Origin of the sequence: Lysinibacillus sp. G4S2, assembly GCF_030348505.1 — a bacterium.
GTDB lineage: Bacteria > Bacillota > Bacilli > Bacillales_A > Planococcaceae > Lysinibacillus.
In genome coordinates this window covers 4,093,176-4,106,121 of sequence record NZ_JAUCFJ010000002.1, presented here as the reverse complement: position 1 = coordinate 4,106,121, position 12,946 = coordinate 4,093,176, and the positions used below count along the sequence as shown (strand labels likewise).

At 37.9% G+C, this 12,946-nt stretch carries 15 protein-coding genes; 14 read left to right on the top strand and 1 reads right to left on the bottom strand.

Translation table 11 applies throughout. The features are described 5' to 3' along the window. Nucleotides 1-33: 33 nt before the first annotated feature. The 3 genes from icd to QUF91_RS20845 all read left to right on the top strand — a co-directional run bounded on the left by icd (nucleotide 34) and on the right by QUF91_RS20845 (nucleotide 3,143). Nucleotides 34-1,296, top strand: coding sequence for an NADP-dependent isocitrate dehydrogenase (gene icd, locus QUF91_RS20855; RefSeq protein WP_285395449.1), 1,263 nt, complete (start codon nucleotides 34-36; stop codon nucleotides 1,294-1,296). A 172-nt stretch (nucleotides 1,297-1,468) separates the two neighbouring features. After that, nucleotides 1,469-2,407, top strand: coding sequence for a malate dehydrogenase (gene mdh, locus QUF91_RS20850; protein WP_285395450.1), 939 nt, complete (start codon nucleotides 1,469-1,471; stop codon nucleotides 2,405-2,407). Between the two features lie 280 nt (nucleotides 2,408-2,687). Next, the gene (locus QUF91_RS20845) at nucleotides 2,688-3,143 is read left to right on the top strand and encodes a hypothetical protein (protein WP_289419224.1); all 456 of its coding nucleotides are present in this window, start codon (nucleotides 2,688-2,690) and stop codon (nucleotides 3,141-3,143) included. Nucleotides 3,144-3,467: 324 nt separating this feature from the next. Here the strand turns inward: QUF91_RS20845 and QUF91_RS20840 are convergent, their stop codons facing one another. Next, nucleotides 3,468-4,535, bottom strand: a complete 1,068-nt coding sequence (locus QUF91_RS20840; RefSeq protein WP_289420036.1) for an IS30 family transposase — start codon at nucleotides 4,533-4,535, stop codon at nucleotides 3,468-3,470. A gap of 650 nt (nucleotides 4,536-5,185) precedes the next feature. On the opposite strand from QUF91_RS20840, the gene QUF91_RS20835 reads away from it, so the two are divergent. The 11 genes from QUF91_RS20835 (at nucleotide 5,186) to ltrA (ending at nucleotide 12,827) form a co-directional block, all read left to right on the top strand. Then, nucleotides 5,186-5,518: a DUF3291 domain-containing protein gene (locus tag QUF91_RS20835; protein WP_289419223.1), complete on the top strand. Its 333-nt coding sequence runs from the start codon at nucleotides 5,186-5,188 to the stop codon at nucleotides 5,516-5,518. Between the two features lie 4 nt (nucleotides 5,519-5,522). Next, a complete protein-coding gene (locus tag QUF91_RS20830) occupies nucleotides 5,523-5,651 on the top strand; it encodes a hypothetical protein (RefSeq protein ID WP_289419222.1) in 129 nt (42 codons plus the stop codon). A gap of 116 nt (nucleotides 5,652-5,767) precedes the next feature. Further along, nucleotides 5,768-6,220: a hypothetical protein gene (locus QUF91_RS20825; RefSeq protein ID WP_289419221.1), complete on the top strand. Its 453-nt coding sequence runs from the start codon at nucleotides 5,768-5,770 to the stop codon at nucleotides 6,218-6,220. Between the two features lie 101 nt (nucleotides 6,221-6,321). After that, entirely contained in the window at nucleotides 6,322-6,510 is a 189-nt protein-coding gene (locus tag QUF91_RS20820; RefSeq protein WP_289419220.1) for a hypothetical protein, read from the top strand. Nucleotides 6,511-6,597: 87 nt separating this feature from the next. Continuing rightward, nucleotides 6,598-7,038 carry a MaoC/PaaZ C-terminal domain-containing protein gene (locus QUF91_RS20815; RefSeq protein WP_289419219.1) on the top strand — a complete coding sequence of 147 codons (441 nt, stop codon included), beginning with the start codon at nucleotides 6,598-6,600 and terminating at the stop codon, nucleotides 7,036-7,038. Nucleotides 7,039-7,090: 52 nt separating this feature from the next. After that, nucleotides 7,091-7,807, top strand: a complete 717-nt coding sequence (locus tag QUF91_RS20810) for a response regulator transcription factor (protein WP_285395456.1) — start codon at nucleotides 7,091-7,093, stop codon at nucleotides 7,805-7,807. Continuing rightward, entirely contained in the window at nucleotides 7,804-9,339 is a 1,536-nt protein-coding gene (gene pnpS, locus QUF91_RS20805) for a two-component system histidine kinase PnpS (RefSeq protein ID WP_289419218.1), read from the top strand. Before QUF91_RS20810 ends, pnpS begins: the two co-directional genes overlap by 4 nt. 176 nt (nucleotides 9,340-9,515) lie before the next feature. Next, nucleotides 9,516-9,671, top strand: a complete 156-nt coding sequence (locus QUF91_RS20800) for a hypothetical protein (RefSeq protein ID WP_285395458.1) — start codon at nucleotides 9,516-9,518, stop codon at nucleotides 9,669-9,671. 241 nt (nucleotides 9,672-9,912) lie between these two features. Next, nucleotides 9,913-10,281 (top strand): CidA/LrgA family holin-like protein, encoded by a 369-nt coding sequence (locus QUF91_RS20795; RefSeq protein WP_285395459.1) that lies wholly within the window; start codon nucleotides 9,913-9,915, stop codon nucleotides 10,279-10,281. Further along, nucleotides 10,278-10,991 (top strand): LrgB family protein, encoded by a 714-nt coding sequence (locus tag QUF91_RS20790; protein WP_285395460.1) that lies wholly within the window; start codon nucleotides 10,278-10,280, stop codon nucleotides 10,989-10,991. Before QUF91_RS20795 ends, QUF91_RS20790 begins: the two co-directional genes overlap by 4 nt. Before the next feature lie 573 nt (nucleotides 10,992-11,564). Continuing rightward, a complete protein-coding gene (gene ltrA / locus QUF91_RS20785; RefSeq protein ID WP_289419217.1) occupies nucleotides 11,565-12,827 on the top strand; it encodes a group II intron reverse transcriptase/maturase in 1,263 nt (420 codons plus the stop codon). The last annotated feature ends 119 nt before the right edge of the window (nucleotides 12,828-12,946 follow it).

Below are 12,946 nucleotides of genomic sequence, written 5' to 3'. Positions count from 1 at the left end.
GTCCTATGATTATGAATTTAGGAGGCAACATCAATGTCAAACAAAATTGTAGTTGAAAATGGCGTACTTAATGTACCAAACAATCCAGTGATTCCTTTCATCGAAGGTGACGGAATTGGTCCAGATATTTGGGCTGCAGCATCACGCGTAATCGACGCAGCTGTAGAAAAAGCTTACAATGGTGAAAAGAAAATCGAATGGTTAGAAGTTTTAGCTGGTGAAAAAGCATTCAACCAAACTGGTGAATGGTTACCACAAGAAACTTTAGACAAAATTAACGAATTCCTAATCGCAATCAAAGGTCCTCTTACTACTCCAATCGGTGGTGGTATCCGCTCTCTAAACGTAGCATTACGTCAACAACTTGACCTATATGTATGCTTACGTCCAGTACGTCACTTTGATGGAGTACCTTCTCCAGTTAAACGTCCAGAAGACGTTGATATGGTTATCTTCCGCGAAAACACAGAAGACATCTACGCTGGTATTGAATTCGAATCTGGCTCTGAACAAGCACAAAAAATCATCAACTTCTTACAAACTGAATTTGGTGTTAACCAAATCCGTTTCCCAGAAACTTCTGGTATCGGTGTAAAACCAGTATCTAAAGAAGGTACTGAGCGTTTAGTACGTTCTGCTATCGAATATGCTATTAATCATAAACGCCCATCTGTTACTTTAGTACACAAAGGTAACATCATGAAATTCACTGAAGGTGGATTCAAAAAATGGGGTTATGAATTAGCTGAAAAAGAATTTGCTGATCAAACATTCACTTGGAACCAATATGATGCTATTAAAGCTGAACAAGGTGAAGAAGCAGCAAACAAAGCACAAGCTGACGCTTTAGCAGCTGGTAAAATCTTAGTTAAAGATTCTATCGCTGATATCTTCTTACAACAAATCTTAACTCGTCCAAATGAGTTCGACGTAGTTGCTACAATGAACTTAAACGGTGACTATATCTCTGACGCATTAGCTGCTCAAGTTGGTGGTATCGGTATCGCTCCAGGCGCAAACATTAACTATGTAACTGGACACGCGATCTTCGAAGCTACTCACGGTACAGCTCCAAAATATGCTGGTCAAGATAAAGTAAACCCATCTTCTGTATTACTTTCAGGTGTATTAATGCTTGAACACTTAGGATGGCAAGAAGCAGCTGACATGATTACTAAATCTGTAGAGAAAACAATCTCTTCTAAAGTTGTAACTTACGACTTCGCTCGTTTAATGGACGGCGCTACAGAAGTAAAATGTTCAGAATTCGCTACTGAATTAATCAAAAACCTATAATTTTCTATTCTAAAATAGAAATTATAGTTAAAGCGGAAGTATGTTCTGCCGATATAATTAGGGTGAAATGTAAATTTCTATAATAAAATATTTACGATGAACTTGTTTAATCGAGGGAGGAGAATTTATTCTCCTCCCTTTTTTAAAACTAATTTTAAAGGAGCGTATTCGAATGTCTCTGAAACGTAAAAAAATCTCAGTAATTGGTAGCGGTTATACTGGTGCTACTGCAGCATTTTTAGCAGCTCAAAAAGAACTTGGTGATATAGTGTTAGTGGATATCCCACAAGCTGAAAACCCAGCAAAAGGTAAAGCTTTAGATATGTGGGAAGCTGCGCCGGTGCAAGGATATGATTCTTATGTTAAAGGTACTTCTAATTATGCTGATACTGCAGATTCTGATGTAGTAATCATCACTGCTGGTGTTGCTCGTAAGCCTGGTATGAGCCGTGATGATCTTGTTCAAATTAACCAAGATGTGATGAAAGCTGTTTCCAAGGAAATTGCCAAGTACTCACCAAATGCAACAATCCTTGTTCTTACAAACCCAGTTGATGCAATGACTTACACAGTATTCAAAGAAACTGGTTTCCCTAAAAATCGTGTAATAGGTCAATCAGGCGTACTCGATACGGCACGTTTCTGTGCGTTTGTAGCTGAAGAACTTAATATCTCAGTAAAAGACATCACAGGTTTTGTTTTAGGTGGGCATGGTGATACAATGGTGCCACTAACTCGCTACTCATTCGCTGGTGGTATTCCATTAGAAACATTAATCCCAGCAGATCGTCTTGAAGAGATTGTTGACCGTACTCGTAAAGGTGGCGCTGAAATCGTTAACCTTCTTGGTAACGGTTCTGCATATTATGCTCCTTCAGCGGCGCTTATCGAAATGGCGGAAGCTATCATTAAAGATCAAAAACGTATACTTCCATCTATTGCATACTTAGAAGGCGAATATGGCTACAATGATTTATACCTAGGTGTTCCAACATTATTAGGTGCAAATGGTGTAGAAAAAATCTTTGAACTTGAGTTAACAGACAATGAAAAAGCAGCTTTAGATAAATCGGCAGAAGCAGTCCGCGATGTTATGAAAGTTTTAGCTTAATAAAAGTTTATGAAATCGAGTAGGATTCATTCCTACTCGATTTTTTTTCGAGTATTGAGACATCGTAAAGTAGGACGAATAGTGAGTCAAAATAAGATGTTCTTACAAAATACGGGATACCAGAAAATAGAGATAGGCAATACCCGGGACTTTTTAAGGAACTTCGTATTCTGTCTAACTCATAATGAAGATTATTATAGGAAAACAAAAGAATAAACAATATATGTTAAAATAGTTATTTGTTATCTTAAAAAGGATTGAATATACTAGGGGGATATTTATGCATGAATTATATTTGATAAAAAAGACCGAAACACAAGATGATGATTTTTTTCTGAATTTTGGTATGGATAGAGACAATTACAAGGATATAATTGTTGATTACATTACAGTTGATAACAATGTATTTGAATATATTTTTGATTCACTTACATGGATTCCATGTATGAACCCCGCTTTTCCAGGAAACCCCAAACAATTAGGGATTAATGAGATTGGGATAACACTATTTGATGAACAATCGGCTTCTTCCCTTATTTCTATTTTTACTGCTTGGAGAGATTTATTTAAGAATGGTCCAAGTGTAATCCAAAAACTTATTTATTATCATGAATACTCCGATGATGATTTATTGAGTTTTGATAGAGATGATACTATAGAAAATTTTGAAAAAATTATTTATATATCTAAACAATTATCTGATGGTAAGTACTACTTATATCATTGCGGTATATGAAAACAAAAAAACAACTCAAGTTGCCAGGCGCGTTGATTTGGAAAAAAGGTTTATCATTGAGTGATAAAAGGATTTTTTTATTACGTAAATTGCAATATCAAGTTAGACACTTTTTTTAACATCTCATGTCCGTATATTTTCTGTTCCTTTTCACCTTCATGTTTATTGTCTGTCGGTCTGCCAATTGGTTAAAACAGGGTTCTGGCGTAACGGAAAGGGCTTGCCCCTTGAAGTGGAGCCAGGTTCCTGTTAAATTGGCGGAAAGACCGATAGACAATAAACTCCCATTAACCCTAGGGTAAGAGTTGGTTGATTCACGTCTTCTTACGCTGATTCTCTTAATCTCTTTAATTCTTCCTCAAACATCTCATGCGGTGTTTTGAATCCATGTATTCGTCGTGGCAAGTGGTTCATTTTATCTTCTACAGATTGGATGTAAGATCTACTGTAGTTCTCTATGGACGTTCCTTTTGGTAACCATCTACGAATCATTCTATTGTGGTTTTCATTTGTTCCTCGCTCCCATGATGAGTAGGGGTGTGTGAAGTAAATCCCCATCAACTCTTGGCATTTTTCCGCAAGCTCTGAAAACTCACTCCCGTTATCTGCTGTAATGGATTTGAATAGTTTAGGTGCTAACTCCCCAAAATTCTTTAGAATGGTTTCAATCGCATAGTTCACGGAATCCGCATCCTTACCGTCCATTTTGAAAATAAATTCTCGACGCGTTTTCCGTTCGATCAGTGTTAATAAAACATCATCTTCTTTGTCTTTTCTACCGATCACTGAATCGATTTCAAAATGACCAAATTCCTCTCGTGTTTCAATGTGCTGTGGGCGTTTTTCAATACTTTCGCCTAAACATTTTATATTTTTTCTAGCCCTACGTACTGTCTTTGTTTTACGCGATGTCTTGGAAACTAAGTCAGAATTTCTAGTTTTCAACAACCTAAGATCTATATACGCATAAAGAGTTTTTGCGCAAACCATTTCTTCACGACGAAACTTACCATCAAGCAATGTACGACCAACAACAGCGTCTGGAGACCACTCCTTTTCCTTCATTAATTGATCTGCGTATTCTAGAAAAGCCGATACTCGCTTCACCTTCAAAGGGTTACGAGAACGAGCCACATTTCGTTCAGTGATTGCTTGACCCGTTGTAGCGAAGTACTTCGTGGTATAGATTCGTTTACTATTTACTATCCTCACTTGTGTAGTAGTTCCACGCTTGATTTCGTTATATATAGTAGCACGACAAACACCCAATCTACGGGCAATCTCAGCTTTTGATAAATTCCCTTCATCAAGGTAAGCTTCTAACTTTCCACGTTGAATTTCAGTAAGTCTGGGTTTCTTTTGAGTTCCTTTTATGTTAAGCTTTTTTTGCATCAAATCGAAAAATCTCCTTTGTATATTGTTGTGTAGGAACTCCAATAATACACGATTTTTCCGATTTGATGCATTTTTTTATACAGTGTCTAATCTGATTTTACAATTCGCCGATTTTTTTATTACTACTTTGCCGATATATTTCTATTTTAACTGATTGTAGTGTAGGGCTACTCGACTCCTGCGGGAAAGCGAAGGGTCAGCGACAAAGCGAGTAGCTCGTAGCGGAAATCAGCCTCTTCGAATGTATAAAAATGGTTAATCAACACACCTGTCAAGTTGCAATTTGTCTTTGTGCAGGTAATTATATGCTTCTGTTTTTTTTTTTTTTTTTTTTTTTGATAGAAATTTTTGGTAGGAATTATTAAACTCGCATGAAAGAACGTTATAATCTTTCATTTTCTATGGTGTAGCGATGATTTTATGCGACATGGATGGCTAACAGGTGCGATTGTTCAATTAGAACGATCGCTTTTTCACGAACGGAGCGGTTCATTTTTCTTAGTGTTGATTTTTTTGTTGGATATTATATTAAAATGGATTTAAAGATTATGAAGAAATGTTATTAAACTAACGAAGAGTTGAAGAAGGAACTTCCACATTTTAACTCGAAATATATGTATAAAAAGACTATAGATGGAGGGCTTTTTATGGCATTAGTGTCAATCTATACTGTTGGTAGGCTAAACCACCCCTATGACCACCCTACCTCTCGTGATTTTTATCAAGTGGGAAATGAAGTATATCGTCAGGCAACTAAATCAGGACTTATAGAGACATTTTCACCTGAAGGAGTCCCATTCCCTGAAGAAGCCGTAAAGGGGAAGGGTTCTCCTATACTTACGCTAACGGTATGGAGAAGTCTTCAATCCTTATATCGCTTTACCTATTCAGGACAGCATATACAAGCATTACGAGATAGAAGCAAATGGATCCGAGCCATATCCAGAGAAACACCTTTCTTATGTAGTTTGGTGGACTGAAAAGGTGAAGGATGTCTCATGGGAAGAGGCATTTAAGAGATACAATTATTGTATTCAGCATGGTCCAACTCCTTTTGCATTTGATTTTAAGCATGCATTTGACGAAAACGGGGAGAGGTTCTTGATTGAGTAGCAGGAGCCAACTCTGGAAGGAATTGTGAAGTATTATACTTAAACTATTTGGTGTGATTGTTCAATTAGAGCATTCGCTTTTTCACTAACGGAGCAAGTCTGCTGAGGAGGAGTATAATGCGTTTTCTTTTTTGGCTAAGTATTTTTATCTCAGGAGTTGTAAGTGTTGTCGGTTTTGCATTCACTAATATGACTACTACTTCATTCGACCCCACAGGTGACAATTTTATTGGAGGAAATGGAAACCCAGGCTTAATGTTTGTTATGTTTCCGATGTTAATTATTCTTTATTTTTTCTTTGCAATGATGTTTGTTTTTGAAAAGTTACATGAACGTTTTTTAGTGAAAAGGAAACTATTTCAAGCCTGCTATTCAGGGGTGTTTTTGCTGATTTTGGGAGTGACAATTTACCGAATCGTTTCATTTCGAAATGAAATCAATCCATATTTTGAATACGAAATATCCTATTTAAATCCTTTTTCTAATCATTTATTTTTTAACTTCTGGACGTTTATAGCCTGCCTTTGTGTTTCAGGGTTTTGCTCATTTTATTTAAAGAAAAGAATGTGAATAGCTAGAAAGAGGTAACCATCTCAATATGAGGTAGTTTTTTAAAATTTGGGTGGTGCCATAACTGAAGAATTGAGGAGACTCTCAGGAAGCTTTGCTCTGTGCGAAAGCGAAGCGTCAGCAACAAATGTTTTCTGTGCGAAAGCGAAGCGACAGCAACAAATGTTTTATCTGTGCGAAAGCGAAGCGACAGCAACAACAAATGTTTTATCTGTGCGAAAGCGAAGCGTCAGCAACAAAGCGCCCAGTTGGAACGGAAATCATCCACACGTTATGGAGAAGAACATTGATAAAATGGTTGTTCTGCTTTTCGTTGTACTTTTAGAATAAAATTGATACTATGAAGGTAGCATGATAGAAAAGGGGTTGGCGTATCTTTGCTTCAAAAAAACAGTAAGCTTGGTCTCACTATTGAAGAAATTACAGTTGGCGAGAAGATTCATATTACCGAAAAGATAGAAGATAAGGATTTACTGCTTTATTTAGGGCTTACGAATGATAGTAATCCGCTTTATATCCAACATGATTATGCTGCCACGACACCTTTTCAGAAGCCAATCGTTCCAACAATCATGTTAAATGGCATTATTACGTCAGCTGTTTCAAAGTATATTCCCGGACCAGGTTCACGAATTATTGAGCAACATTTAAAATATTTAGGACCTCTCTATCATTATGAATTATTTGATACGCTTTTAGAGGTAACAGAAGTAAATAAATTACAAAATACAATTACTGTATCTGTGCACTCATATAATGAGCAAAAGCAGCTTGTGATTGAAGGTACGTTGCTGGTGACGCCACCCATTGCGTTATAGACTTCTTGAGATTTGAAATGGGGGTTTCAAATCACTATCGGAGGCATTACACATGACAAAAACGATTTTAGTTGTAGAAGATGAATTTTCTATTGCGACATTATTGAAATATAATTTGGAGCAAGCTGGGTATATTGTAGAAACAGCTGCAGATGGTCAAGAGGGTCTTGATAAGGCAATTGACATACAGCCAGATTTAATTCTATTAGATTTGATGCTTCCAAGGCTGGATGGTATGGAGGTATGTAAACAAATTCGTCAACAACGTATGAATACACCTATTATTATGTTAACAGCAAAGGATGACGAGTTCGATAAAGTACTTGGTCTAGAGCTAGGGGCAGATGATTATATGACAAAGCCCTTTAGTCCACGTGAAGTGTTAGCTCGGGTAAAGGCTGTATTGAGACGTTTTACACAAAATGTTGTGGCAGAAGATAAAGATGGCCCACAAGAGAAAATGTTTGAGTTTGGACAATTGCGTGTATTTCCTGAGCGTTTTGAAGTATTTTTACAGGATGAAGCACTTGAATTTACTCCGAAGGAATTTGAGCTACTCATTTACTTACTTGAAAATAAAAATCGTGTGTTAACGCGTGATCAGCTATTAAGTGCTGTATGGAAGTATGATTTTGCTGGCGATACTCGAATTGTGGATGTTCACATAAGCCACCTTCGCGATAAAATTGAGGAAAATAGCCGTAAGCCAATGTTCATCAAAACAATTCGCGGTCTTGGCTATAAATTTGAGGAGCCGAAAACAACATGAAATCAATGAGCAACCGCTTATTCTTGACATTCATGCTATTACTTGGAACGATATTAGCTGTCCTAATGATTGTTGTAGGTCAGCTTTTTCCAGTTTATATAGAACAATATGATGAGCAGACGAGTTCACAAATACAAGAATCTATCAATCGAGTATTAGATGAACGAAAGCTGGAACTATCTCAGGAAGATAAAGAAGCACTATATACTGCTCAAAACATTGAAGCGAAAGACTCACTATTTTCGGATGTTCGTGCTCGACTTTATTTAGTTCTAGCGGTTCTTTTCACAATAACGCTTATTTTAATGGCTGTTGTAAGTCGCTATATGATTCGAAATTTCGTTGCGCCTATTGATAATGTGACAGATACAGCACTTGAACTGGCAAAGGGAAATTATCGTGCTCGTGCCCATGAAAATGAGCATGAACGCATGATGCCATTAAGCCACTCGATCAATATTTTAGCGCGTAATTTACAGGATATTACGACGATTCGTGAGGTAGAAGAAGAGAGACTTAAAACTTTAATTGAAAACATGGGAAGTTCCCTCATGATGATTGGACGTGAAGGGAATATATCTATCGTGAATAGGGTATTTCTAGAGCGTTTTGGTATGCAAATTGACGACGTTCAAGGAAAGGTATTTCGTACAATAGGGTTACCTAAATCACTTGAGCAATTTATTGACCATGTATTTCTAACAGAAATGCCTTATCGACAACAAATTAAAATGGAAGTGCAACAAGAGCTATATAATAAGGAAGTATATGGAGCACCTGTTATTGGAGATCATGGTCGCTGGCTTGGTGTTGTTATTGTTATGCACGATATTACGGAGCTTGTTCGTTTAGAGCAGATTCGTAAGGATTTTGTAGCAAATGTATCTCATGAATTACGTACGCCTATTACATCTATTAAAGGTTTTGCTGAAACTTTATTGGATGGTGCGTATAAAGATGAAAAAATGCTGTTATCTTTTTTAGAGATCATTAATAAAGAAAGTAATCGTCTGCAGATGCTTATTCAGGATCTTCTGGAATTATCGAAAATTGAACAACACGGTTTTACCGTTAATATTATGCCAATGGGCTTGCAAGATGTACTTATACGTGGAGCAGAGCTTACGGGACCTCGTCTGGATGAGAAAAATATGAGCTTTCATGTTGATATAGAGCGTGATGTTCAGGTTATGGGTGATGTGAATCGTATCATTCAAATTGTCACTAATTTAATTACCAATGCCATTACATACTCTCCAGAAAATACAACCGTTACGATTCGATTAAAGGAAAATGAAACGTATGGCATTATTGAAATAGAGGATCAAGGTATTGGGATTGAAAAACATGAAATTGCCCGTGTCTTTGAACGATTTTATCGTGTGGATCGTGCACGAAGTCGGAATTCCGGGGGTACAGGTTTAGGGCTTGCTATCGTGAAGCACTTAATAGAGGCGCATCATGGTCGCATTCAAGTAGAAAGTGAAGTTAGCGTAGGGACAAAAATGATTGTTATGATTCCGAAAAATTAACAATTTCTTTACAATAGCACAATTTTATATTCATAATGGGGATTTATACTTGTTAGTAGAAACCCCCCATTATAATTGTTAAGACTATAAATCGCTTAGAAATCTTGAAATATATGGCTCATCACCAAAAGTTGTGAATGATGTTTTTTAAAATATATGCGCTGTATATTAGTTGATTGAAGTGGAGACTGGGCGACTCCTCGGGGATCAGCGTCACAGATGAGACCCTGGAGCGAGCAAAGCGAGTGAAGCGGCTCATCGGACGCCCCCAGGAAAGCGCTCAGTCGGAACGGAAATCAACCACACGTTATGTTGATGAACCAAATATATAAAGATTTTTTGATTGTGCTGCTTAGTTATCGCCAAAGAAGAAAGAATCTATTGCCAAAGTTTTTGGTAGTAGATTCTTTTTCTGTTTTACACCTGACGCAAATAGGTGTAAAGTATAGTAGCATAATATTCAACTAACAATCAGTGTACTTGTTAGTTGAACCAATCGGGCTTTAACAGTCAGTTTACGCATGCTTATTACTGGCCGTTAAAGCAGGATAAAAAATTGAAAGAAGGATGACCATGAAAATCGTCAATAGTATCGTGCAAATCGGCTATCTTTATGTACTTTTATTTGTTGGGAATAGTATTGCACGTCTACTTCACTTGCCGATTCCAGGGAGCATAATTGGACTAGTCTTATTGTTTTTACTTTTGCAGTTTCATATTATTAAGCTTGAATGGATTGAGCTAGGTGCAGGTTTATTACTTAGTGAGTTATTGCTATTTTTCATTCCATCTGCTATCGGAGTGATCGATTATGATTCACTTTTAGGTGTGCAGGGTATGAAGGCTGTGCTAGTTATTGTAGTGAGTGCTATTGTTGTTATGTTTACAACAGGTTTCACAGCACAATGGCTAGAGCAACGAAAGAAAGGTGATACTGCATGAGCTTTTTAATAGCTGTAGTAAGTTTAATAGGTACTATTGCAGTTTTTTATATTAGTAAAATGTTTTATAAAAAGTATAAGAAGGAATGGCTAACACCCGTACTGATCACACCGATAGTTATAATTATTATTTTGTTAGTATCGGGTACATCTTATAAATCCTATAATGCAGGAGCCAATATTTTAACAAATCTACTAGGTCCAGCAACGGTTGCATTCGCGGTACCTATTTATAAAAATTTTGACCTATTAAAGAAACATGCTTTTGAAATTTTTCTAAGTATTGCAGTTGGATCTGTGGTTGCCATTACATCATCATTTGTAATCGCCGTAGTAATTGGGTTAAATGATGAGCTTGTGCATAGTTTAGTTCCTCGTTCAGTTACTACACCAATCGCGATGGATATTTCTAATATGATTGGCGGCTCACCTACCTTGACTGCTGTTTTCGTCATGGTAACCGGTATTTTAGGGAGTCTACTAGGACCGGTAGTTATTAAAGTATGCCGTTTTCATAGACCATCCTCTAGAGGTCTAATGTTAGGAATGGGAGCACATGGTACAGGTACCTCTAAAGCGTTTGAGTTTGGTGAGCTTGAAGGTACTTTTGCAAGTCTTGCAATGATTGTAGCTGCATTAATTAGCATTGTTTTATCAACAACATTTTTCCCAGCATTTGAACATTTAGTTGTCAATATCCTGTTACCGTAAATGGTAACAGGATTTTTTTTTGGTGCGCCCGGCATGCGTATGAACTATAGGGTGTAAGTCCCGAACCCCGAAGACAGAAGTAGAGGTTAGCCAAGAGCAAGGGTGTCCGTGGCGACGCGGAATCTGAAGGAAGCTGGAGGCAAAACACCTGTCCGAGGAATACGAATCTCATAGAAGGCTAGATATGATTGGATGAGTTTGCCAATCAAAACAAAGTCCTTTCTGTCGAAGGTCATATCGAGTAAATGAGGCGGATAGATGGTGTGAAAGTGCATGCGCTTACCCGGGGAGGTCTGATGGAAACGCAAAGTACACTTTGTAACCTACTTAGCGATAGGTAGCTGAACCATCAGAAGTCAGCAGAGGTCATAGTACGATTGGGTCTAGAACTAATCGGAAGGACTGAACAACTAAGAGAGAATAGCCCTTGACATTCCATCTTGAATGAATGAACACGGAAAACAGAGAAACCTCACGCTTAGAAAGTAATGGTGAAGTCCATGAGGGTATTTGCGGAGGGTGTAGTTCAGGTGGGCATAAGAAGACAAGCTATTCACGGAAAGGAACGAAATGGTGATGTTGAATCAAATTCTAGCACGTCCGAATATGATACAAGCATTAAAGCGAGTGGAAGCGAATAAAGGAAGCCATGGAGTAGACATGATGCCCGTACAAACCTTACGTCAGCACATCCTCGAAAACTGGGAATCCATTAAAGCGCAAATTCTAGCGGGAACCTATGAACCGCAACCAGTACGTCGTGTCGAAATCCCGAAACCAGACGGCGGTGTACGTCTATTGGGAATCCCAACCGTGACAGACCGTTTGATTCAACAAGCCATATCGCAGATATTGTCAAAGGAATATGACAAAACCTTTTCGGACCACAGTTATGGATTCCGACCAAATCGGAGTGCTCATGATGCAGTTCGAAAAGCGAAGGGTTATATGAAGGAAGGATATCGTTGGGTAGTGGATATGGATTTAGAGAAGTTCTTTGATAAGGTCAATCATGACCGATTAATGGCAACATTAGCGAAAAGAATTCAAGATAAATCGTTACTGAAGCTTATCCGTAAATATCTCCAAGCCGGTGTCATGATAAATGGCGTAGTTTCAAGTACGGAAGAAGGTACTCCACAAGGTGGACCATTAAGCCCACTTCTTTCTAATATCGTGTTAGATGAGTTGGATAAAGAATTAGAAAAACGTGGTCATAAGTTCGTTCGTTACGCAGATGACTGTAATATTTATGTGAAAAGTAAACGTGCGGGAGAGCGTACAATAGCGAGCGTACAGCGATTTGTCGAAGAAAGACTACGACTGAAAGTGAATGAGTCCAAATCAGCGGTAGACCGACCATGGAAACGAAAATTCTTGGGTTTTAGTTTTTTGCACCATAAAGAACCGAAAGTTCGAATTGCGAAAACAAGCCTTCAACGAATGAAGAAGAAAATACGAGAAATTACCTCTAGAAAGATGCCATTTCCAATGGAATATCGTATCGAGAAATTAAACCAATATCTAATTGGATGGGGTGGATATTTTGCGCTCGCAGATACACCTTCAGTATTCAGTAAATTAGATAGTTGGATTAAAAGAAGGTTGCGAATGTGTCTTTGGAAGAATTGGAAGAAACCCCGAACCAGAGTCAGAAATCTCATTCGTTTAAAAGTTCCATACGGAAAAGCATACGAATGGGGAAATACCCGAAAAGGGTACTGGCGCATCTCAAAAAGCCCCATATTACACAGAACCCTCGGCAATTCCTACTGGGAAAGCCAAGGGTTGAAAAGTCTGCAAGTTCGTTATGAAACTTTGCGTTATTCATCTTAATTGAACCGCCGTATACGGATCCGTACGTACGGTGGTGGTGTGCTGTGCAAGGCGCATTAGAGATGAGGGAAGGCCCCTCGATAGAGATTGAATCAGGCAAATCTATCAAACAACCCTAA